The sequence below is a fragment of the Streptomyces sp. NBC_00885 genome, from assembly GCF_045207475.1.
In the GTDB taxonomy this organism is placed as follows: domain Bacteria; phylum Actinomycetota; class Actinomycetes; order Streptomycetales; family Streptomycetaceae; genus Streptomyces.
The window spans coordinates 8,411,409-8,432,824 of sequence record NZ_CP108796.1 but is presented as its reverse complement, the minus strand read 5'-3'; the positions used below and the strand labels follow the sequence as shown (position 1 = coordinate 8,432,824).

The 21,416-nt window shown below is 68.8% G+C and carries 20 protein-coding genes; 7 read left to right on the top strand and 13 right to left on the bottom strand.

Annotated elements, in window-relative coordinates; all coding sequences use genetic code 11:
- Positions 1-142 precede the first annotated feature (142 nt).
- Entirely contained in the window at positions 143-751 is a 609-nt protein-coding gene (locus OHA61_RS38340; RefSeq protein ID WP_406307006.1) for a hypothetical protein, read from the top strand.
- A 42-nt stretch (positions 752-793) separates the two neighbouring features.
- Here OHA61_RS38340 and OHA61_RS38335 read toward each other — a convergent pair whose 3' ends face one another.
- Positions 794-1,234, bottom strand: a complete 441-nt coding sequence (locus tag OHA61_RS38335) for a MarR family winged helix-turn-helix transcriptional regulator (protein ID WP_406307005.1) — start codon at positions 1,232-1,234, stop codon at positions 794-796.
- Positions 1,235-1,370: 136 nt separating this feature from the next.
- Between OHA61_RS38335 and OHA61_RS38330 the strand changes: the two genes are divergently transcribed.
- A complete protein-coding gene (locus tag OHA61_RS38330) occupies positions 1,371-2,873 on the top strand; it encodes an MFS transporter (RefSeq protein ID WP_406307004.1) in 1,503 nt (500 codons plus the stop codon).
- Between the two features lie 161 nt (positions 2,874-3,034).
- The gene (locus tag OHA61_RS38325) at positions 3,035-3,451 is read left to right on the top strand and encodes a LuxR C-terminal-related transcriptional regulator (RefSeq protein WP_406307003.1); all 417 of its coding nucleotides are present in this window, start codon (positions 3,035-3,037) and stop codon (positions 3,449-3,451) included.
- Positions 3,452-3,479: 28 nt separating this feature from the next.
- Here the strand turns inward: OHA61_RS38325 and OHA61_RS38320 are convergent, their stop codons facing one another.
- The 6 genes from OHA61_RS38320 to OHA61_RS38295 form a co-directional block, all read right to left on the bottom strand.
- Complete coding sequence (locus OHA61_RS38320) at positions 3,480-4,709, bottom strand: cytochrome P450 (protein ID WP_406307002.1); 1,230 nt, start codon at positions 4,707-4,709, stop codon at positions 3,480-3,482.
- Complete coding sequence (locus OHA61_RS38315; protein ID WP_406307001.1) at positions 4,706-4,837, bottom strand: hypothetical protein; 132 nt, start codon at positions 4,835-4,837, stop codon at positions 4,706-4,708. The genes OHA61_RS38320 and OHA61_RS38315 overlap by 4 nt, the downstream gene beginning before the upstream one ends.
- Positions 4,834-6,243, bottom strand: coding sequence for an NAD(P)/FAD-dependent oxidoreductase (locus OHA61_RS38310; RefSeq protein WP_406307000.1), 1,410 nt, complete (start codon positions 6,241-6,243; stop codon positions 4,834-4,836). Before OHA61_RS38310 ends, OHA61_RS38315 begins: the two co-directional genes overlap by 4 nt.
- Positions 6,215-6,460: a ferredoxin gene (locus OHA61_RS38305; protein ID WP_406306999.1), complete on the bottom strand. Its 246-nt coding sequence runs from the start codon at positions 6,458-6,460 to the stop codon at positions 6,215-6,217. The genes OHA61_RS38310 and OHA61_RS38305 overlap by 29 nt, the downstream gene beginning before the upstream one ends.
- A gap of 112 nt (positions 6,461-6,572) precedes the next feature.
- Complete coding sequence (locus tag OHA61_RS38300) at positions 6,573-7,238, bottom strand: hypothetical protein (RefSeq protein ID WP_406306998.1); 666 nt, start codon at positions 7,236-7,238, stop codon at positions 6,573-6,575.
- Between the two features lie 204 nt (positions 7,239-7,442).
- A complete protein-coding gene (locus OHA61_RS38295; protein ID WP_406306997.1) occupies positions 7,443-9,254 on the bottom strand; it encodes a pentapeptide repeat-containing protein in 1,812 nt (603 codons plus the stop codon).
- Positions 9,255-9,386: 132 nt separating this feature from the next.
- Here OHA61_RS38295 and OHA61_RS38290 point away from each other — a divergent pair, with 132 nt between their 5' ends.
- From OHA61_RS38290 to OHA61_RS38280, 3 genes are all read left to right on the top strand, one after another.
- On the top strand, positions 9,387-10,037 hold the full coding sequence (locus OHA61_RS38290; protein WP_406306996.1) for a TMEM175 family protein: 651 nt from the start codon (positions 9,387-9,389) through the stop codon (positions 10,035-10,037).
- Positions 10,038-10,759: 722 nt separating this feature from the next.
- Positions 10,760-11,503, top strand: a complete 744-nt coding sequence (locus OHA61_RS38285) for an IPT/TIG domain-containing protein (RefSeq protein ID WP_406306995.1) — start codon at positions 10,760-10,762, stop codon at positions 11,501-11,503.
- 436 nt (positions 11,504-11,939) lie between these two features.
- Positions 11,940-13,463, top strand: coding sequence for an IPT/TIG domain-containing protein (locus OHA61_RS38280; RefSeq protein ID WP_406306994.1), 1,524 nt, complete (start codon positions 11,940-11,942; stop codon positions 13,461-13,463).
- 187 nt (positions 13,464-13,650) lie between these two features.
- Here OHA61_RS38280 and OHA61_RS38275 read toward each other — a convergent pair whose 3' ends face one another.
- From OHA61_RS38275 to OHA61_RS38265, 3 genes are all read right to left on the bottom strand, one after another.
- Positions 13,651-13,791, bottom strand: a complete 141-nt coding sequence (locus OHA61_RS38275; protein ID WP_406306993.1) for a hypothetical protein — start codon at positions 13,789-13,791, stop codon at positions 13,651-13,653.
- A gap of 816 nt (positions 13,792-14,607) precedes the next feature.
- The gene (locus OHA61_RS38270) at positions 14,608-15,597 is read right to left on the bottom strand and encodes a TolB family protein (protein WP_406306992.1); all 990 of its coding nucleotides are present in this window, start codon (positions 15,595-15,597) and stop codon (positions 14,608-14,610) included.
- 5 nt (positions 15,598-15,602) lie between these two features.
- Positions 15,603-16,871, bottom strand: coding sequence for an MFS transporter (locus tag OHA61_RS38265; RefSeq protein ID WP_406306991.1), 1,269 nt, complete (start codon positions 16,869-16,871; stop codon positions 15,603-15,605).
- 296 nt (positions 16,872-17,167) lie between these two features.
- Here OHA61_RS38265 and OHA61_RS38260 point away from each other — a divergent pair, with 296 nt between their 5' ends.
- Positions 17,168-18,568: a DNRLRE domain-containing protein gene (locus OHA61_RS38260; RefSeq protein ID WP_406306990.1), complete on the top strand. Its 1,401-nt coding sequence runs from the start codon at positions 17,168-17,170 to the stop codon at positions 18,566-18,568.
- A 106-nt stretch (positions 18,569-18,674) separates the two neighbouring features.
- On the opposite strand, the gene OHA61_RS38255 is transcribed toward OHA61_RS38260, so the two are convergent.
- The 3 genes from OHA61_RS38255 to folE form a co-directional block, all read right to left on the bottom strand.
- On the bottom strand, positions 18,675-19,322 hold the full coding sequence (locus OHA61_RS38255; RefSeq protein WP_406306989.1) for an NUDIX hydrolase: 648 nt from the start codon (positions 19,320-19,322) through the stop codon (positions 18,675-18,677).
- Positions 19,323-19,358: 36 nt separating this feature from the next.
- Positions 19,359-20,663, bottom strand: a complete 1,305-nt coding sequence (locus tag OHA61_RS38250; RefSeq protein WP_406306988.1) for a CynX/NimT family MFS transporter — start codon at positions 20,661-20,663, stop codon at positions 19,359-19,361.
- A 119-nt stretch (positions 20,664-20,782) separates the two neighbouring features.
- A complete protein-coding gene (gene folE, locus OHA61_RS38245) occupies positions 20,783-21,316 on the bottom strand; it encodes a GTP cyclohydrolase I (protein ID WP_324975829.1) in 534 nt (177 codons plus the stop codon).
- Positions 21,317-21,416: the final 100 nt, after the last annotated feature.

Here is a 21,416-nt window from a genome sequence, read left to right as displayed (position 1 = left end):
GGCTACGGGCCCCGAGAGTCAGTACGGGAAGAACATCCGGGGGGTGTTCACCTCTCGGCTCGCCGGACCGGGCGGCTCACCCTAGCGTCGGGTACAGGAGCCGGTGGCTCCATCGGCTTGGCGATCTGTACGAGGGGTGCTCATGTTCATCCAGGTCATCCAGGGTCACGTCAGCGACGCCGCGGCACTGCGGGCCCGGCTCGACCTATGGCAGGCGGACATTGCTGCGGGCGCCACCGGCTGGCTCGGCTCCACAGGGGGTGTGACCGGTGACGGCACATTCGTGGGAGTGGTCCGCTTCGAGTCGGCGGAAGCGGCGCAGCGCAACAGCGACCGGCCGGAGCAAAGCGCGTGGTGGTCGGAGACCTCGAAGCTCTTCACCGGCGAGGTCACGTTCCACAACTGCCGTGAAGTCCTGTCGTACCTGCGGGGCGGCTCGGACGACGCGGGCTTCGTCCAGATCATCCAGGGGCGGGTCTCCGATCCCGACCGCTTCCGCGAGATGTACGACGCGACCGACGACGAACGTCTTGCCGCGTTCCGGCCGGACCTGATCGGCGGCACCGTAGGGCTGCACGGCGACGGTGGATTCACCGAGGCGGTCTACTTCACCTCGGAGAAGGCCGCTCGCGAGGGGGAGCAGAAGGAACCGCCGGCCGAGATGAGGGAAGAATTCGAGCAGATGATGTCCCTCATGCAGGACGTCAGCTACTACGACCTCTCAGAACCCTGGCTCACGTCTCCGAGGTAGCGGTCTCAGGTCGAAGAGCGGATCGCCCAGGCGGCCCGGCCGTCAGACGTTCTGCTCCATCAACGGTCGCAGGCGTTCCAGCAGGGCGTAGAGCGTCGCGCTCTCGGCTTCGTCCAGGGCGTCGAGGGCGCCGTGCGTCTCCTGCATCTCCTCGCGTACGCGGCGGATGATCTCGCGGCCCGCGTCGGTTGCGACGACGTTCTTCACGCGGCGGTCTGCGGGGTCGGCTTCTCGTCGGACGAGCTCGCGGGCTTCCAGGCGGTCCACGATCCCCGTGACGTTCGACGCGTCGCACACCAGCAGGGCGGCGAGGCCGCGCATGGGCAGCGGGCCGTCGAGCTGGGCGAGGACCTTGGCCTGGGTTGAGGTGAGGCCGTGGTGGGCGGCGGCGCCCGCGAAATCGCGCCACTGGGCGGTGCCGATGGCGGCGAGCAGCTCCAGCAGCTGGAGCTTGGTGGGGGCGTGCGGGGCGGTGGTGCTCATGGTTGGAGCGTACTCAAGATGCTTCACATTATCAATTGTTTACTTGACCACCTTAACTATTTAGGTCTACCGTCTGCGAAGTACTTGATGTCATCAAACATCTGCGATCTGAAGCATTGAGAAGGTCCCGCCTCCCATGAGCACCGCCGCACCCACACCCGTCGCTGACGCCCGGCAGAGGAACGAGACGGTCATCGTCTTCGCCCTGAGTCTCGCCGCCATGGTCGTGTCGATGATGCAGACCCTGCCGGTCCCGATCCTCGGACTGATCCGCAACGACCTCGGCACCTCGACCGCCAACGTCAGCTGGGTGACCACCGCCACCCTGCTGTCCGCCGCCGTCTTCACCCCGCTGCTCGGCCGCTTCGGCGACCAGCACGGCAAGAAGCCCACCCTGGTGGCCGTCCTCGGCGTCATGGTCGCTGGCTCCGTCATCGCCGCGGTCGCGAGTTCGCTGCCGCTGCTGATCCTGGGCCGGGTGCTTCAGGGTGCCGCCACCGCGATCTTCCCTCTGGCTCTTTCCGTCCTGCGTGAAGAGGTCCGGCCGCAGAAGCTGCCCGGCGCCATGGCACTGGTCAGCGGCACGCTCGCGTTCGGCAGCGGGCTCGCACTCGTCGCCACCGGTCTGCTCACCTCCGGCGACGACGCCGACTACCGCAACGCCTTCTGGATGGCGACCGGCTTCGCGGTCCTCGCCCTGCTTGCCGTCGTCTTCCTGGTCCCGGCGACCCGGCACAAGACCGGCGGCCGCACCGACTTCCTCGGCGCGCTGACCCTCGGCATCGCCCTGCTGCTGCTCCTGCTGCCGATCTCCCAGGGCCACGAGTGGGGCTGGACCTCCGGCCGTACGCTGGGCAGCTTCGCCGGCGCGGCCGTCATGACCGCGGTCTGGGTGCTCGTCGAGCGCAAGGTGCGCGAGCCGCTCGTCGACATGGGAATGTTCGTCCACCGCCCGGTCCTCATGGCCAACCTGGCCGGCATCCTCGTCGGCTTCGGCATGTTCGCGAACTTCCTCGGCGTCTCCTACCTGGTGCAGTTGCCCAAGGCGATCACCGGCTTCGGCTTCGACGCCTCCATCCTGCGCGCGTCCGTCCAGTTCCTGCTGCCCGGCGCGATTGTCTCGCTGCTCGCCTCCCCCGTCGGCGGCCGGCTGGTCCGCCACCGCGGCCCCCGGTACGTGCTCGGCATGGCCGCGGCATTCGGAGCCGTCGGCTTCGGCTGGCTGGCCCTCGACCACGCCCACACCGCCTCGGTGATCGGCGCCGGCCTCATCGTCGGCGCGGCCGTCAGCTTCGGCTACGCCGCCATGCCCGCCGTCATCATGGCGAGCGTTCCGCACCACCAGAGCGGCATCGCCAACGGCATCAACTCGATCTCCCGCTCCACCGGCAGCGCGATCGGCAGCGCCGTCGTCACCACGATCCTCGCCTCCAAGACCATCGAGCACCTGCCGGCAGGTGTGCCGCCGCTGCCCGCCGAATCCGCGTTCACCCTCACCTTCGGCATCGGGGCCCTCGCCTTCGCACTGGTCGCGCTGATCAGCTGGTTCGGCCTGCGCGGACAGCACGGCCCCCGGGTCGTCGAGGAGGGCAAGGTGCCCGCGGCGAAGCAGGCGCAGGTGCCGGCCAACGCCGGCTGACCGCTGCCGAGCCCTCCCGGGGGATCCCCGGGCCGGCACCTCCACGGCGCCCACGCGACCAAGCGGGCTGCTGCGGAGTGGACGTGGCCGGGCCGCCTCCCCCGGGAGTGGCGAGCGCTCGGCCTCCCGTACGGCCCCGAACCGGACGCTACGCGCCTGTGATGCTGACGGCATTCGGCGAGGGAGCGGACGTGACGCGCGCCCTGCGGGCCGGGGCGAGCGGCTTCCTCCTCAAGGACACCGGTCCCGCCGAACTGATCCGCGCCGTGCAACTCGCCGCGAGGGGTGAACCGGTCCTGGCACCCGCGATCACCCGGCAGCTGCTGGAACGGCACGTACGCTCCGGCCGGGACACCGAGGCCGCTCTGCGCAGGACCGAAGAGCTGACCCCGGCCGAACGGGATGTCCTGCGGCTGCTCGGCACGGGCCTGTCCAACGCGGAGATCGCCGATCAGCTGTACCTGAGCGCCGGTACGGTCAAGGCGCACATCAGCCGGATCCTCACCCGCACCGGCTGCGCCAACCAAGTACAAGCCGCCGTCCTCGCACACGACGCCGGGCTGCTCACCGACCGTTGAGCCTGGCCCCCTCCGCAGTCCCGCAGAACTAGGCGCGCAGGCTGTCGAACTCGATGTTCAGATGGCGGGGGCCCCGCAGCACGGCGTTCTGGCGGTAGGGCGGAGGATCTTCAACCAGGCGGGGACTTTCGAGTCTGCGGGCGAGCTCGGACAGGGCGATCTGGGCCTCGAGGCGAGCCAACGGCGCGCCGAAGCAGCTGTGGATACCGCTGCCGAGTCCCAGGTGCTGGATGTCCTTCCGGTCCGGGTCGAAGCGATCGGGGTCCTCGAAGCGTTGCGGGTCGCGGTTGCCCGACGCCAGAACCAGCCACAACGACGATCCCTTGGGGATCGTGACACCGCGGACCTCGATGTCCGCGATCGGTGTGCGCTGCGGCAGCAACTGCACCGGCGGTTCGTAACGCAGCAACTCCTCCACGATCGGCACGGCCAGGCGCGGCTCGCCCCGCAGGCGCTGCAGGACATCGGGGTGGCGCAGCAGGGTGAGCATCCCGTTGGTGATCAGGTTGACCGTCGTCTCATGGCCTGCGATCAGCAGCAGGGCCGCGGTGCTGAGCACCTCCATCGTCGACATGGCTCCGTCCGGTCCACCGCCGTTGACCAGCGCGGAGAGCATGTCGTCACGCGGCGCCTTGCGCCGCTCCTCGATCAGCCCGGCCAAGTACATGCCCAGTTGTGTCCTGGCCTCCTTCGCGATGCGGTCCCGTTCGGCGTGGTCCTCGCTCGGGGCGGGATCCAGGCTGGCGGCGAGGGTGTCGGCCCAGCTGTGGAAGCGTGGCTCGTCCTCACGCGGCACCCCGAGCAGTCGGCAGATCACCGTCACCGGGAAGGGGTAGGAGAACTGGTCGACGAGGTCGATGCTGCCTCCGTTCGCAAGACCGTCGATGAGACCGGAGACGATCTCGCCGAGTTCCGCGCGCATGCCCTCGACGCGGCGGGGGCTGTGCGGCGGCCCGAAGGGGCGGTTGGTCATGCGGCGCAGCCGGTCGTGCTCAGGGGGGTCGAGCCGCAGGAACCCGGGCGGCAGGGTCGTCTCCTCCTGCGGCTGCTGCAACTCGTCGGCCACCGGCGCGGAGAGATTGCGGGCCTCGGAGCTGATCCGCGGATCGTGCAGCAGGCTGTGGATGTCGTGGTAGGTGCTGATGACGTACGGGCCGTCCTCCTCGTGGGCGACCGGCGTCTTTCGGAGCTCCGCGTAGAGGGGGTAGGGGTTGGCGCGGTTGGAATAGTCGGTGATCTGCCGCAGAAGTGACGTCATGACAGGTCCTTGAGGGCGTGGGCGCCGGCCGTGGAGACGTTGCCGGAGACGGTTCGGGGGGTGGCGCGGTCCGGCTCCGGACGGACCCGTACGGGAGTGGCCGCCGTCGGACGGCTCGCGGTCGTCATCGGCCGGGGGTGAAGACCAACCGCCGGTCGGCGGGCGAGTAGCCGCTGAGGGTGACGGTCGGACCGTGGGTGGGCACGGAGGGGTCGGGGAAATCGGCCGGGAGCGGGCGCTGCCCGTCGGAGCGCCTGTCCAGAGTCGGGAACGGCGGCGGGAACGGCGCGCTCGACTCGATCAGCCGCTCGTAGAACGGCAGCCACCGCGAGTTGTCGAAGGTGACGGCGCCAATGACGCGTCCCTGGTGTCCGTACACACCCGTGAACTTGCGCTCCGCCAGTGCACCCTGGCTGATGAGGATCTCCTCGCCCATGGGCGGCACCCCGACCGACTTGATGTTCACCCCGAACTGGGAGGACCAGAAGGCCGGCACCCACATGTGCGGGCGGCGGTCCGCGCCGGCGCTGACCATGTTGTGCGCGGCGATCTCGGCCTGCGAGACAGCGTTGCCCCAGTGCTCCAGGGACAGGAACTGGTACCCGAACAGCGGGTGCGGGGCTCTCGCCACGTCGCCGGCGACGAAGACGTCGTCGGTCACGATGCCCCGGATGTCGAAGGCCCGGCATCCCGCGTCGCACGCGATGCCACGCGGGCCCGCACCCAGTCCGGATCCGGCCAGCCATTCCGTATTGCGGGTCGAGCCGAGCGAGATGACCACGATGTCCGCCTCGACCGCGGTGCCGTCGGACAGGTGAGCGGAGCGCACGCGCCCCGCGGAGTCACCCTCCAGCGAGGTGACCATGACACCGCAGCGCAGGTCCACGCCTTGTTCGCGCTGCATCTGTGCGGCCACATCGCCGATCACACCGCCGAGGGCACCGACCAGGGGCGCGGCGCCGCGTTCCGCGACGGTGACCGCGATTCCCCGCTCCCGGCAGGCGGAGGCGATCTCCGAGCCGGTGAATCCCGCGCCGATCACGACCACCCGGCGTGGTCCCTGCGTGAGCCGGCTGTTCAGCCGAGCCGCGTCGTCGCGAGTGCGAAGGACGAAGACCCCGTCGAGCTCCGCCTCGCTCTCGTTCGGCCACGGACGGGACCGTACACCAGTCGCGATCAGCAACCGGTCGTACGGCACCTCGTCGCCGTCGGCGAGTTGCACCCGCCTCGCCGCCATGTCGAGACCGGTGGCGGCGACCCCGAGGCGCCACTGCGCCTCCGGGTCCCGGCGCCGGGGAAGCGCGGTGCGGTCGGCGGCCGCCTTCCCCAGCAGGACCGTCTTGGACAGGGGCGGCCGGTCGTAGGGCTCGTACGGCTCGTCGCCGATCAGCGTGAGGGAACCGGCGAAGCCCTCTTCCCGCAGCGTCTCCGCGGCCCTCAGTCCGGCCAGTGAGGCGCCGACGATCACGATCCGTCCCTCGCGCCTCAACCATTCCAGCTGGCGGTCACCGTCCACGGGATGCCTCCTCGGCATGCGCGGGGGGAGCACCGGCCGTTTCGTCCAGGCCCTCCACGAGGATGGCCTGGACGGGGCACGCGGCTACGGCACGCGCCATGTGGTCCCTCTGCTCGGCGTCGGCCTGCGGGGTGTACAGCAGTGCCTCGTCGCCGTGCATGGTGAAGACGTCGGGCGCGAGGAACGCGCATTGCGCGTATCCCTGGCAGCGGTTCAGATCGACGACAAGCCTCATCAAGGTGCGCCCTTCCAGTGGTTCCGTTCCTCAGCTTGCGGGTGTTGTCGTGTTGTCGCGAGCACAGACGGGCCAGAAGCGTCATGGGTCCGCATCGCCCGGGAGCAGCGCGTCATGACGGGGAGGCCGATGCGGACCGCTGGCGCAGACCGGCCACGAGGATGTGCAGGCTGACAACGAGGGCCCACGCGGGGAAGACCAACTCCGCCCAGGCGATGCTGTCCGTCACGAAGAGCAGCGTCAGGGCGACGAGATAGCCCAGGATGGACAGCCATCGGGGAAGGACTCCGAGCTGATGCCCGATGGAGGAGGTCGACAGGGTGAACACCGCTGCCATACGCATCGAATACGTCGTCAGCAGGCCGTAGGTGAAGTGCTGGCCGAACGACTGCAGTTGCGGCCCGGAGCCGTCCCCGGACACACCCGCCGAGGCCAGCAGGCTTCCCGCTGCCGCCGCGGCGCCGAAAAGGGTCGCCACGAAGAGCAGACCGCTGCCCAGGAACACGGTGGCGACGAACTTGTCCTCCGCATCCCCGATACGTGCGCGTACGGCGCCCATGAACCACAGGAAGAAGATGCCCGCGAACGGGATGAGGCCGAGCGCCGTCTGCACCGTGCGCCGCCGCGAGGCATTGGAGAACCAGTCGCCGCTCGCCTCACCCGGGTCGGGGAGCGTCAGGCGGACCAGAATGATGGCGGCGCTGAGCAACAGAGCGAAGATGATGCCCACCAGGCCCGCGGCAAGCGGAGTACGCAGTGCCTGATGTTTTCTCACCATGGGCGGCCGGCTCGCTTCCTCTCCGCGTCCGTGGGGCACCCGATACCGGGACGGACCACTGCAACCAGAAAGAACCCATTACTCGTGGTTGCGCCACCCCGGGCGCGCGTGAGGGTGACACGCGGCGAGGTCACGGTGCGCATCGCGTCTGATCGAGCCGCCGGAGCGCGGGTCGTGGTGCGAAGGAAACGCTGGGGGTGACCTCTACCGCTTGACCCGTCCGCGGACGGCGAGAACGGCAAGGCCGAGCAGTACGGGCTCGGCCAGCCGTGATGCCATCTCGGTGTAGGTGCCGACGGTCGTGAGGTCCTGGCCTGAGGAGCGGAAGACGACTGAGTTCACCACGATCCGCAGGGACTTCTCCCACCGTTCGGAGGTGAGCCGGGAGGAGAGCGAGCCGGTGGGGCTGACGGGGTCGGGCTTGTCGGTGGTCAGTGAGATGTCCTGCCCGGCCATCCGTCCGGTGGTGGCGGGCTTCGGGTCGTCCGCCGGAAGCCCCCACAGCACCATGACCAGCAGGGTGGCAGCCATGGAACCGAGCAGCCAGCCCAGCGCGCGCGACGCCCGCAGACCGTACCCGGACACCGCCCAGTACAAAGCCAGCAGCGCGCGCTCGGCACCGGGCCGTTGGTGGTCGTGGCGTCGCATCTCCATCTCGCCGTAATAGAAATCGGCGGCATCCGGCTCGTTCTTGCTGTCCTCGAAGGACTTCCGCAGCTGCCGGTACACCGGCGCCAGTCCCGCCGGACCCACCACCTCCACTCCGGCCGGCGCCGCCGCCCACCCCGACCGTGTCCGTGCGGCACGCCAGTGCTGCTCCTCGGCCAGCGTCTGCCGTGCGGTCCACCGCGCAAGAAGCACCCCATGCCGTCGCAGACCTGACGGGGCGGGCGCAAGACGGCATTCCCCTTCCAGCCGCAGCTGGTCGAGGTGCACTGTGCCGGACAGCAGACAGGCGCTGAGGTCCACGTTGTGGAGCACCAGATGCGCCGCGTCTGCTCCCCGCAGGGACGCCATACGTACCCCTGGATCAATGCTGACCAGATCCCCCTCGGCCAAGGCTGTTCCGGCCGTATCGGCGAAGGGGGCTGTCCGAGCGGTGACACTCAGCGGATACTCGAATACCGCGTCGCTGAGGTCGACAGTGGCGTATCTCAGCCGAAGGGCGGCGGTGGAGTCCCATCGCGTTCGCCGACACTCGAGGCGGGTTGCTGCTGCCTCAATGGTTACGGGGCTGCCGAACCGTGCTCCGGACAGGCCGAGGGCTCCCTTGCAGACGAGAGGGCCCAGCTGCGAAGCCGTCTCGAACGTCGCCCCGTCGAACCCGGCGCGGGCGGAGAACGTTGCCCGATCGAAGCCGGCGCGGGCGGAGAACGTCGCCCCGCCGAATCGGGCGCGGGCGGAGAACGTCGCCTCATCAAAGCCGGCGACGCCGGAAAACGTTGCCCTGTTGAACCTGGCGTCGGCGCAGAACGTCACCTCGTCGAATGCGGCGTAGCCGGAGAACGTTGCCTCGTCGAAGTCGGCGCCGTCGGAGAACGTCGCCGCGCTGAACACGGTGTCACCGCAGAACGTTGCCCGCTCGAACACGGTGTCACCGCAGAACACCGCCCCGCTGAACGCGGCGTAGCCCGAGAAAGTCGCCTCGCCGAACCTGGCGTCGGCGCAGAACGTCGCCCCGCTGAACACGGTGTCACCGGAGAACGTCGCCTCGTCGAACCCGGCGCCGTCGGAGAACGTCGCCCCGCCGAACCTGACGTTGCCAACGCGGGGTTGTCCGGTGGTGGGGTCCCGGAGCGCGTCCAGGAGTTGCTGCAGCAGACTCTGCGAGATGGGGGTACTGCGGTGGTCAAGGTCGCTGCCGGGCACCAGGGCGCTGAGGTAGGTGGCCCGATCGGCGTTCGTGAGGTGAGCGAGACACGCGCCATACGGCTCTACCCGACGGCCCCGGCAGCCCACCAAGTCGCTGGTCGGGTCCGCACCGCGTGCGCAGTGCGGCCAGGTCGGCCTGGACAAGGAGGACGGTGTGCCGGTGGTCGTCATGTCCGCTGGGACGTCATAGGCCGATGCCCGGTTGCCGAAGGGGGCGCCACCCTCGGGTTGATCAATCCGAGTATTCCGGGGCGTTCAACCCTAGGGTGAGGGGCTGTGAGTGACCACCAGCGAGTGCGGGACGACGAGGGGAGCGCGGACCGACTCCTCGCGCTGTCGGACGGCGTGTTCGCCATCGCGATGACCCTGCTGGCGCTGGACATCACGCTGCCCGCCGGGCTGGACCCCGCCGCTTTCGAGGACGCGCTGGGGGATGTGATGCCCAACGTATGGGCTTACGCCCTCAGCTTTCTGGTCATCGCGGCGTTCTGGCGAGGTCACCACCAGATCTTCCAGTACACGCGGAACGTGGACGGGATGGTCATCAGGCTCGGGCTGCTGAGCCTGGCGCTGATCGCCCTGATGCCCTTCCCTACCACCCTGCTGGCCGAGTACGGGGACGAATCGCTGTCAGTGGCCGTCTACTCCGGCGCCGTCGCGGCCATGGGCGCCACACAACTCGCGCTGGCGGTCGCTCTGTGGAAGCGCCCGTGGCTGGGTAGCGTGGCGCTGCCCGATCCCGTCGCACGCAACGATGTGGCCGATCTGGCATCGACGGTGCTGGTCTTCGCCGTCGCCGTGCCGCTCGCCTTCGTCTCCCCGACCGGCGCGAAGCTGTGGTGGGCGGTGCTGATCCCGATCAAGACGGTGACGGGCAAGCGAGCCAAGCGCCTGCGCTCGGCTGCGCAGCGGGCTGACGCCCCGTAGGGCGCGCCGAGGGCCTCTGCGTCATCTCGTTTCAGGCGACGGTGTGTCAGTCAGCGGCGAGGGGGCCTGCAGCGCCGCGGGCAGTTCGCCGATGCCGCGCTGGAGGTACCAGCCGCGCGCGCCGGCGCAGGTCGGCGGCGCGGACGACCCGCCATTCGTCGCAGAACTGCGTCATCGAGCCGTGAAACCCTCTGGGCGGGAAGAAAGAATGTGCACAGACTCCGCCCTTCGGGTGATGCGGCGTCAGGGGGGTTGTGGGCCGGCTCGCCCACCTGGGGTAATAGGCGTACCGGAACCGCAGGTTCATCCTTCCTCTTCGAGGCCAAACGATGGCCAGTCCGTCGTTCGCCCAAGCTGCGTAGTGCGATTGACCTAGCGGCAATCACACAGGACAGGACCTGCCACCGGTGCGGCGCGCTCGAGCGTGGTCAGGGTTGGTCGTCGCTCGAGCGGTCTCTCCCTGCCCCCCACCCCTATCCCGACGGCCTGAGCCAGGGGCGCCCCAGTCGCGGGCGACCAAGCCCGGGCGCATGTCCTGACCGAGTCGATGTGGTCGATCGGCTGCGGAGGATCCGGGCGCATGCGCACCACAGCGCTCCCACCCCGTGCTGTGCCAGGTCCAGGGCGGGTGCATCGCTTGCTGAGGAGTGGCGATGCCCGGCCGCTGGGACAGGACACTCCTCCAACCATCGCACGCGTTGCCATCTTCTGGAGGTACACCCATGCCCATCAGCCCGAACCAGGGATCCACCGGTGGCGGCACCACCGTCACCATCACCGGCGTCAACCTCGCCAACGCCACTGCCGTGAAGTTCGGCAGCAAGCTGGCCACCATCACCTCCAACACCCCCACGTCGGTCACGGTCGGCTCCCCGTCCGGGGCCGGCGTGGTCGACGTGACCGTGACGACATCGGGCGGCACCAGCAACCCGCTGTCCTTCTTCTACATCGGCGCCCCGTTCAAGAGCGCGCTGAACATCACCTCCGGGCCCACCGGGGGCGGGAACACCATCACCATCACCGGAACCGGGCTGTCCACCGCCTCCGCCGTCAACTTCGGGGCCAACGCCGCGACCCCGACCGTGATCTCCGACAGCCAGCTCAGCGTCACCGTCCCAGCCGGGTCCGGGCCCGGAGCGGTCAGCGTGAGCGTCACCACAGCCGGCGGCACCAACAACGGCCTGTCCTACACCTACGTGGACACGCCCACGGTCACCACGCTGTCGCCCAACTCCGGATCGACCTCCGGCGGCACCGCAGTGACAATCACCGGCACCAACCTGACCACCACCCAGTCGGTCACCTTCGACGGCGTAACTGCGCCGTTCTTCGTGGTCAACAGCACCACCATGTCCGTAGTCACCCCGCCCGGCACCGCAGGCGCAGTCGACGTCGTCGTCACCACCACCGGCGGCAGCGCCACGGAGGTCGGCGGCTTCACCTACGTAGGCGGTCCGGGCATCTGAGTCGGCGTTTTCCGGCACCCGATTGACCACCGGACCGGACAGTGAAGGAGGCCCGGGCGTAGGCATCCACTCGCGCCCGGGCGCTCCCCGCCCAGCAGCCGCTTCGCCTCCGGCCCTTGTGGGGCTCGCGCCAACCGAGGGCCGGTGGCGGGAGGCACGACAGTGGACGCTGACCGGTCGGTGAACGGGTGGTCGTGCTCGGCGCTCACCCATACTCCGCAGACAGCCTGACTCGATCGCCGGCCACGGCAGGGACGACGAGCCGGGCATGTGTCGATCCGCTTCCGCCTCGAAGGCAGCGGCCGGAAATGCCCAACCGCGTCGTACTGGGCTTGCCCGCCGCGAGCTCCAACTCATCTTCAGCACCGTCCCATTCGCCCAGCACATCTATGCCTCGTGCGGCTTTGCCCCCAGTGATGCGTGAAGGAGTACAACCATGGCTGCCCCCACCTTGTCCTCTGTCAGTCCCAGCCAGGGACCCTCTTCCGGGGGGGCCACAGTCACTTTGACCGGTACCGGTTTCACCGGCGCGACAGCCGTCCGGTTCGGCACCACCGCCGCCGCCTCCTTCATCGTCACCAGCAGCACACAGATCACAGCGGTGACTCCCCCCGGGACCGGCGCAGTCAATGTCACCGTCACCACCAGTCAGGGCACCAGCACCCAGACCGTCACCTACACCTACGTGACCGCCCCCGTGCTCTCAAGCCTGGCCCCCACCCAAGGCCCCACCGCCGGCGGCACCACAGTCACCCTCACCGGCACCAACCTCACCGGCACAACAGCCGTGCGCTTCGACGCAACAGCCGCCACATCATTCACCGTCAACTCCCCCACCCAAATCACCGCCGTCACCCCCGCCCACGCAGCCGGCGCCGCAGCCATCACCGTCACCACCCCCGGCGGCACCAGCAACGCCCAGACCTACACCTACGTGACCGCCCCCGTGCTCTCAAGCCTGGCCCCCACCCAAGGCCCCACCGCCGGCGGCACCACAGTCACCCTCACCGGCACCAACCTCACCGGCGCAACGGCGGTCCGCTTCGACGCAACAGCCGCCACATCATTCACCGTCAACTCCCCCACCCAAATCACCGCCGTCGCCCCCGCCCACGCAGCCGGCGCCGCAGCCGTCACCGTCACCACCCCCGGCGGCACCAGCAACGCCCAGACCTACACCTACGCGGCCGTACCCTCCATCACCAGCGTCGCCCCCACCCAAGGCCCCACCGCAGGCGGCACCACAGTCACCCTCACCGGCACCAGCCTCACCGGCACAACAGCCGTCAGCTTCGACGCAACAGCCGCCACATCATTCACCGTCAACTCCCCCACCCAAATCACCGCCGTCACCCCCGCCCACGCAGCCGGCGCCGCAGCCGTCACCGTCACCACCCCCGGCGGCACCAGCAACCCCGACAATCCCGTCGCCTACTTCTTCTACGCCACAGCGCCGTCGGCGACAAACATCGCGCCCTCTTCCGGAACGGTAGCGGGAGGTACCACGGTGATCCTGACCGGAAGCGGATTCATCAACGCGACGGCGGTGCGCTTCGACGCGACGGCGGCCACATCGTTCACGGTGAACTCTCCCTCGCAGATCACCGCCGTGACCCCCGCCCACGCAGCCGGCGCCGCAGCCGTCACCGTCATCACCCCCGGCGGCACCAGCAACGCCCTCGATTACTTCTACCTCGCAGCCCCCACGCTCACCAGCCTGACTCCCAGCCAGGGACCCGCCAGTGGCGGCAGCGTGATCGCACTGACCGGAACCAACCTCACCACCACCACCAGCGTCCTGTTCGGCGGCACCCCCGCAACGTTCACGGTGCTCTCCCCCACCCAGGTCACTGCCCTTCCCCCTGCGGGCGCCGCAGGAGCCGTCACCGTAACGGTCGCCACCGCCGCGGGCGTCAGCAACGGGCTGACCTATACCCGCATCGCAGCCCCGGCCATCTGAGCCGCATCCCCCGCGCCCGTACCAGCCGCTGGAAGTAGACCCTGCAAGCGTTCGACATGACCTTCGATGGACACGTCATCCGCAACCACACAGCGGCCGTCGAAGGTGCTGTCGACGGCGTTCAGCCCGGTCCTCCAGCGGCTGGTCCAGGGAGTAACACCGAACGATGTCCGGTCACCCTGTGCGGTCATGGCGCGCAGTAGGCGATGGCGGTGATGGAGTATTGCTGCGTGCTGGAGAGGTTGTGGAAGTTGACGGTCCAACTGTCGTCAGGGTTGGAGCTTGTGCTGCGGTAGTTGTTCACGGGGATGACCTCGTCGCCTGCCATCCAGCCGCCGGCGACGGCTCTTTGACCGGCCGGGCAGACGGCGACCAAAGCAGTGGTCTGTCCAGGTCCCAGCGTGCTGGGAGCTCCGTATACCGCGGTGATGTTGGCGGTGTTGGAGGGTCCCGTGGGGCCGGTAGCTCCCGTAGGTCCCGTAGGTCCGGTGCGGCCAATGGGTCCCGTAGGTCCGGTGGGGCCCGTAGGTCCCGTGGGTCCGTGCCCTGCGGGTCCCGTGGGGCCGGTCGGCCCGTGCCCGGTGGGCCCCGGCTTTTCGCAGGGCGGTACGGGGCGTGTGGCATGGACGTAGCGGGCGGCGACCCAGCCGGAGCGGTTGGCGAGTCTGTACCAGGTGGCGTCTCCTTCCACGTCCTGGCCGCGTGCCTCGCACAAGATGCTGATCCCGGCGCCTGCGGAGTACCCGCCCAGCTTGGTGGAGTTGGCCGTGGGCAGGGCACGGATGCTCAGGCCCCTCCGGGCCGTGACGTCCCCTCGGACGGTCGCCCGGGGCACGTTCGGCGTCTGCGCGGCAGCAGCCCATGATGGTGCGGCGCTTGTTGGCCTCTGGGTTGCCGCTGCGGGTTGCGACAGCTCGCATGCCAGGCCCAGGCTCATCGCCGCCAGGACCAGTGGTGCGACCGCAATCCTTCCCATGACCAACCACCATGCCTTCCGTCGTACTTCCGAAAATCAAGGGATAGGTCAAGAGGAAAACGCATATGCCACCGATAAGCACGTTATGACACGAGGAATGTGAATACGCATTCGCCCTGGTTTACGCGCACCACCCTGCGTCGGCTGCGCTTGTCCGCCCGATACAAGTCAGCCGAGTGCGGCCGGGGACTCCGCGCCCGGTACCAGTAGCTGAGGTGCGCCGGAGCCGTCGGCAGGCGCGGACCACACGTCGGGGTCGCCGCTGCTGTTACGGACCGTGTAGGCGAGCGTGGCGTTGTCGAGCCAGGCTGCCTGATCGTCGATGCTGCGGGTCTCGGCCGCCGTCGTCACCCGCATCGAAGCCAGTTCGAGCACGGACAGCCGCCAGCCGCGAGTGGGGTCGGCGCCGATGGCCTGCTTGAACGCGATGCGAGTGCCGTCGGGTGACAACGACGGGCACTCGACGTTCTCCTTGAGTGTGCGCACGGTTCTGGCGGCGAAGTCGCCCTCGACGAGGTATCGGCGGCCGGCCGTGGACATGGTGGCGTAGAACCGGTTGTCGTCGGCGGTGAAAGTGACGCCCCAGAAGTTGACGTCTGCGGCCTGGTAGGGCCGGTTTCCCCTGGTCACCGCGAACTTCTCCAATGTGGTGACGAGCGCGCCGGTGCGGGTGTCGAGGATGCCGGTACGGGTGGAGAAGCCTCCGCCGCTGTAGGAGTCGCCGCCGACGAAGGTGGTCCACGCCACCATGCGGCCGCTGGCCGAGACCCGGGCTCGGTTGGGCAGCCCGGGGACCGGGACCGCGCGCTTCTCATGGAGCTCCTGGTCGAGGACGACCAGGTGGTAGGACCACGGGGAGTCGGGACGGATACAGACGCCGGTGCCTGCCGCGGCGTAGACGCGGACGCACTCCAGCGGAGCGACCGTCCGCGGTCCGCCCGCGTCCTTCCGGGAGACGGTGGCGAGATGGCGGTTGCTGACCACCAGCAGTCGTGGGCCGGGAGCCAGCGTCGCGCGGTCCGCTGTGGCGGTGACGGGATCAGCGCTGTTGCCGGTGGCGCTGGTCCGGTGGGCAGCCAGATGGATGTAGCCGAAGGCGACGGCGGCGAGCACCGCCGTGGCGGCCACGAGGATGGTGATCCGAGTCCGCTGGGTCATGGCGTTCAACTGGATACCTCCTGGGCGACGGCGGTGGGTCGGCGAGCAAGCAGCACGGCGGTGGCGGCGATCGCCACGACCACGCCTATGGCGGCCATCCGGCTGGCGGTGGCCGGGCCCCACGCCTGCCAGGCCATCCCGAACAGGACCGAGGAGACGAGGTAGGCCAGTGCCTGGCCGGTCTGGACGATTGCGATACCGGTGGTGCGCAGCCGCTCGGGCAGCAACGGGCCGGCCAGCGCCATGAGCACGCCGTCGGTGGCGGCGAAAAAGACCCCGTAGAGGCCGAGCGTCAGGCCGATCAGCGGCCATCCGTCCAGTGGTCCGCACAGCAACAGATAGACGGCCACCAGCGCGGTGTAGCCGCCCAGCATCACCGGCAGTCGGCCGACCTTGTCGGCCAGGACGCCGATGGGAACGGCAAGCAGCAAATAGGCGAGGTTGGTGCCGACTGCGAGCAGCGGAAACCAGCCTGCGCTCAGCTCTTCGCGTCGCTGCAGGAGCAGGTACACGAAGCCGTCGCCGACGGTGGCCAGTCCGAGCAGGCAGGCGGCAAGGATGAGGCGGCGGACCGGCGCGGACCGCAGCAGAGATGCGGCGCCGCGCGGTGAGAAGGGCTTGGCCGCGGGTTGCAGATCACGCCGGTCACGAACGAATAGCACCAGCACCACGATCCCGAGGACAGCGATGCAGAAGCTGGTGACGAAGACCGCGTCGAAGGACTGGCCGGCGGCGGCGAGGACTGCCAGGGCCACCAGTGGGCCGAGGAAGGCGCCGAGGCTGTCCATCGCCCTGTGCACGCCGAAGGCCCGGCCCAGGGCGTCCGGTGGCGTCGACAGAGTGATCAGTGCGTCCCTGGGTGCCGTGCGCAGTCCCTTACCCGTGCGGTCGACCGCGATCACCAGGCCGACCGCGGCGACCGACCGGCCTGCCACGAGCAAACCGAGCTTGGCCACGGCCGAGAGCGCGTAACCCATACCTGCCACTGCCTTGCGGCTGCGTGTCCGGTCGGCGACGTAGCCGCCGACGATCCGCAGCAGCGCCGTGGCGCCGGTATAGGTCCCGTCGATGACTCCGTAGGCCATCGGGCTCAGCTGCAGGCCGAGTACCAGGTAGAGGGGAAGGACTGCGGTGACCATCTCGGCGGAGATGTCGGTGACCAGGCTGACCGTGCCGAGAGCGAAGACGTTGGCGCTGAGCACGGGCCGTCGGAGCTTGCAGGACCCCTCTGTGCCGACGGCCCCCTTGAACCAGCCGATTGTCGACAGGTACACGCGGTTGCGCACCTCCTGCGGCTTGCACTGGGCGAGCGGGTGGGGCCGATCGCGATGACGACGGCCCATCGTCCGGTGCCCGCAATTGCGTGAACCACCCAGGACAGTCGGCGAACAGGCATGCGGGACGTGAACAGCCAGTGGCCTGCTCACAACCCGTCAGAACACTTGAGCGGGCGGGAAAAGACCTCACCGACAGCACGCTCAGCGTTCATCCAATCGCGTGGTGATGGCTCCTGTGGGTCCCTAGGTTCCCTGACGCCCTCCACAGCCCTCACCGCAGATGGGATCACCAGATGGGCAACCGCCACGTCCGGAGAGCAGCGATCGCCGGCGGATCAGTCGCGCTGACGACCGCCGCCATCGCCGCCTTGCTCACCACCGCCCCCGCGGCCACCGCAGCCTCGTCCACCTTCACCCCCGTTGCCGACACCTACGTGCAGGGCAGCACCCCCTCCACCAACTACGGCACCTCGTCCCAGTTCGTGGTCGACAACTCTCCGGTGCGCCAGACGTTCCTGAAGTTCACCGTCAGCGGTCTGACCGAGCCGGTGACCAGTGCCAAGCTGCGGATCCGCACCATCAGCGGAAACAACGGCAGCAACACCGGCGGCACGTTCAAATCGATGACCAACACCGCGTGGTCCGAGACCGGCACGACCTGGAACAACAAGCCTGCCATCGACGGCGCGACGCTGGGCAGCCTCGGCTCAGTGGCCAAGGACACGTGGTACGAGATCGATGTGACCTCGCTCGTCACCGGCAACGGCACTTTCAGCATCGGCGCGACCTCCACCAACGCCGACGGCGCCTACTACGACTCGCGGGAGAGCGGCGCCGACGCCCCGCAGTTGGTGATCACCACCGGCACCGGCCCCTCGCCGAGCCCCACCTCCACCCCTCCGCCCTCGGGCGACCCGGTCCTGGTCGGCGCCGGTGACATCTCCAACTCCGGCTCCGGCGACACCGCGACCGCCAACCTGCTGGACGGCATCCCCGGCACGGTGTTCACCGCCGGCGACAACGTCTACGACAGTGGCACGGCCTCGGAGTTCTCCACGTACTACGACCCGACGTGGGGCCGTCACAAGGCGCGCACCAAGCCGGCGCCGGGCAACCACGACTACAACACCTCAGGCGCCACCGGCTACTACGGCTACTTCGGCGCTGCCGCCGGACCGTCGGGGCGGGGCTACTACTCCTACGACCTGGGCAGCTGGCACGTGGTCTCGCTGAACTCCGAGGTCAGCATGTCCGTCGGCTCGGCGCAGGAGCAGTGGCTGCGGTCAGACCTGGCCGGCAGCACCAAGCCGTGCACACTCGCCTACTGGCACAAGCCGCGGTTCACGTCGGGCGCCAACCATGCTCCTGAAACCTCCACCGGCCCTCTCGTCCAGGCGCTGTACGACAACAACGCCGACGTGATCGTCACAGGCCACAACCACCAGTACGAGCGGTTCGCTCAAATGAACCCGAGCGGCCAGCTCGACACCGCCCGCGGCGCCCGGCACTTCGTCGCCGGCATGGGCGGCGCCAGCCACTACGGCTTCGGCACCATCCTGCCCAACAGCCAAGCCCGCAACAGCGACACCTACGGGCTGCTCAAGTTCACCCTGCACTCCAACAGTTACGACTGGCAGTTCGTGCCCGAGGCCGGCAAGACCTACAGCGACAGCGGCACCACCAGCTGCCACTGAGTGATCACCTCTCGCACGACGCGGGGGCTGTCCGCAACCACGTCACGGACCGCCCCCGCTGACTGCTCACGCGGCGTACATCCCCCGCTCTGGCCGGCCCATCGACTCACGGCCCCTCCCCGGGGGTCGGCCCGACGGCGCGCTGGAGTCTTTCGGAATACCGGTCGATGATGTGTTCCACGGCGAACGTCGGCCGGGAGGCGAGTGCTTGGTCAAGAGTGAGCCAGAGGGGCGCCTCACCCTCCTCGTTCACGGTCAATTCCCCTCCGGCCGCCCGGTGGTCGTCGACGTCCAGCAGATAGGCGTGCCAACGATGGGCGTCGGAGCCCCTCCTGCACGTGTCGCCGTTGAGAAGTTCGTCCGCAACGAGCCGGAGCTCCCCGTGCGCGTCGCGGATTCCCACTTCCTCCCAGAGTTCCCGCGCTGCCGCGCGCTGGGGGTCCTCTCCGCGTTCGACATGGCCTGCGGGTACGGTCAGACGGTAGGGAAAGGCAGTTCTCTGGAAGAAGAGAAATCTCCCTCGTGGGTCTCGTACGAATACGCCGGCACTCTCATGCCAGTACTCGCCGTCTGAATCGGTCCACCAGGAGATGCGGGGATCGACGACGACGGCTCTTTCGGCCTCGCGACCGCACGAACCGCAGGTGCACCGTTTCCTTCCGTCCACGACGATCCATTCGACGGTTTCGGCGTGGCAGTACAGGCAGTACTCGCCGTGGGTGTCGTCCCGCAGCGGGAGGAAGTCGATTTTCATCCTGCCTCCTTTCAAACCCCAACTGCCGTGGCTCGGTCAGATTCTGTTGCGGTTGGGCTTCCTTACGTCCGGCGCCTTCCGCAAGGGCTCCGATCCCTCCCCCGTGTCCACACCGTCCGGTGCGTCGAGCGACCGGGCCACGCCCTCTGCGGTGCCGGTCGCGGACGTGCGGGCGCCCGTCAGCAGAAGGACTGTGCCGAGTCCGCCGAAGACCAAGGTCACGGCGGCGACGGCGCCCCATCCCGCGGCAGCGACGGCCAGGCCGAAGACCGGTGGTCCCATCAGCATTCCCACACTGCCGAGTTGGTTGAGGATGCCGTTGGCGACATCGACATGCTCAGCACGGCTCACGGCGGCGGGAACGGCAGCGAAGACTGCTGAGATCAGCAGTCCGTCGACGAGGAGAACGAGCGTGGCGGCGGCGCCGCTGACCGCGAGGGGGAATTCGGCCGAGAAGGCGGGCAGGCAGGCTACCGGCATCAGTACGCCCAGCGGGACGAGCGAGGAGAGGGCCCAGCCGCGCCGCAGCAGCCAGCTGGCGGCAAGCCCCCCGACCGCACTCCCCAGGCAGACGAGTGCCACCACGGTACCGGCCACCGTCGGCGTTACCTCTCGGCGCTCGGTGAGGAAGAGCGGGAGGACGATGACCGCACCGACGCCGACCAGCGACAGGCTTCCGTACGCCGCGCCGAGCCTCAGCGCCCCGTTCCAGGTGCCGGCTGCGCGACGGGGGTACTGCACGGGCGACCTCGGCAGCCGAGGCAGGACGGCGGTGAGCACTCCGGCCATGATCAACGGACCGAGCGCTGTGAGAGCCAGCCATCGGTTCCACGTCCACTGGGATGCCAAGACTCCGCCCGTGACCGCGGCGATGGCCAGACCCATCGGAACGCACGTCCCCCACAACGCGAGCGCTGCCGATCGGATGCCGCCCTGTGTCATGCGGGTGAGAACGACCGGACCCGCCACGAACACCAGCAGGTAGCCGACTCCTTCCGCGACTCGCGACCCCAGCAGCAGACCCCAGGATCCGGCGGCCGCGCTCGTCGCGGTCGCGGCCGACATGACGAACAGGCCCCAGGACAGAGCCCGGTGGGCGCCGAAGCGGCGGATCCACCATCCCGCCGGGATGCCGAGGACGGCGCTCACGGCGGTAATGCTCGATGTCGCCCAGGCGAGCTCACCGGCCGACAACCCCAGTGATGAGCGCAGGGCGGATCCCGCCGGTGAGACGGCACCGAGGCCGACTGCCGCCACCACGCCGGCGAGCCAGGTCGCCACAACGTACTTCCAGGGTGACGCCGGCACGCGGCGGTGGCTGCCTCTCGTCCTGTGGTGCACGGGTTCTCCTTGTGCCGGCTTGCGTGTTGTCCCGCACGGCGGTCGTCCAGGGCCGGGGGGACCGGTGTCGCGTGACGGGAGGGTCGTCCCTGGAGCACCTCCCGCCACGCGAGTCCGGATCAGTCGTCCAGGCCGAACTTGCCCAGCAACTCCTGATGGCCCGCCACATACGAGGTGTCGGTGATCACGGTCTGGTCGGAGGGACCACGGCTGCACATGCAGAGGTGGCGACTACGGGAGGTGACTCGGACGGCTTTTGCGCCGCCGGAGGACATGATCTCTTCAGCGATCTCCTTGACGAGGTACTCCTGGATCTGGAAGCGCCGGCTGAACGCCTGAACCAGGCGAGGGAATTTCCCGAGCCCGAGAATGCGGTCACCGGGGACGTAGGAGATGTCGACCTTCCCGAAGAACGGCAGGAAGTGGTGCGCGCAAATCGAGAAGAAGTTGTTCTCCTGGACACGCACCACGCCGGTGTGCTCGCCGTCCACCAGGCAGGTGGTCTTGAGGATCTTTGAGGTGTCGATCTCGTAGCCGCTCAGCAGCTCGCGATATGCCCGGACGATGCGGTCCTCGCACTCCGGGCCGCTGTACCAGCCGAGCGCTCTCGTGTCGGTGGTTACATTGGTTTTGAGCCAGTCTTCAATGGTCACCTGCGGCCTCCATTCCCACTTCCACCAAGGGCCCTGAAACCCGGTGGAGTTATTTCACTATCCACCCGGTTGCATTCGTTGAGAACATCGCCCGCTTGGC

Coding starts and splice junctions, on each gene's coding strand:
- OHA61_RS38305 (WP_406306999.1), bottom strand. CDS start 6,460: ATGAGGCTTGTCGTCGATCTGAACCGCTGCCAGGGATACGCGCAATGC.
- OHA61_RS38260 (WP_406306990.1), top strand. CDS start 17,168: ATGGGCAACCGCCACGTCCGGAGAGCAGCGATCGCCGGCGGATCAGTC.
- OHA61_RS38320 (WP_406307002.1), bottom strand. CDS start 4,709: ATGACGTCACTTCTGCGGCAGATCACCGACTATTCCAACCGCGCCAAC.
- OHA61_RS38325 (WP_406307003.1), top strand. CDS start 3,035: ATGCTGACGGCATTCGGCGAGGGAGCGGACGTGACGCGCGCCCTGCGG.
- OHA61_RS38255 (WP_406306989.1), bottom strand. CDS start 19,322: ATGAAAATCGACTTCCTCCCGCTGCGGGACGACACCCACGGCGAGTAC.
- OHA61_RS38285 (WP_406306995.1), top strand. CDS start 10,760: ATGCCCATCAGCCCGAACCAGGGATCCACCGGTGGCGGCACCACCGTC.
- OHA61_RS38310 (WP_406307000.1), bottom strand. CDS start 6,243: ATGCCGAGGAGGCATCCCGTGGACGGTGACCGCCAGCTGGAATGGTTG.
- OHA61_RS38340 (WP_406307006.1), top strand. CDS start 143: ATGTTCATCCAGGTCATCCAGGGTCACGTCAGCGACGCCGCGGCACTG.
- OHA61_RS38315 (WP_406307001.1), bottom strand. CDS start 4,837: ATGACGACCGCGAGCCGTCCGACGGCGGCCACTCCCGTACGGGTCCGT.
- OHA61_RS38300 (WP_406306998.1), bottom strand. CDS start 7,238: ATGGTGAGAAAACATCAGGCACTGCGTACTCCGCTTGCCGCGGGCCTG.
- OHA61_RS38275 (WP_406306993.1), bottom strand. CDS start 13,791: ATGGCAGGCGACGAGGTCATCCCCGTGAACAACTACCGCAGCACAAGC.
- OHA61_RS38330 (WP_406307004.1), top strand. CDS start 1,371: ATGAGCACCGCCGCACCCACACCCGTCGCTGACGCCCGGCAGAGGAAC.
- OHA61_RS38335 (WP_406307005.1), bottom strand. CDS start 1,234: ATGAGCACCACCGCCCCGCACGCCCCCACCAAGCTCCAGCTGCTGGAG.
- OHA61_RS38280 (WP_406306994.1), top strand. CDS start 11,940: ATGGCTGCCCCCACCTTGTCCTCTGTCAGTCCCAGCCAGGGACCCTCT.
- OHA61_RS38270 (WP_406306992.1), bottom strand. CDS start 15,597: ATGACCCAGCGGACTCGGATCACCATCCTCGTGGCCGCCACGGCGGTG.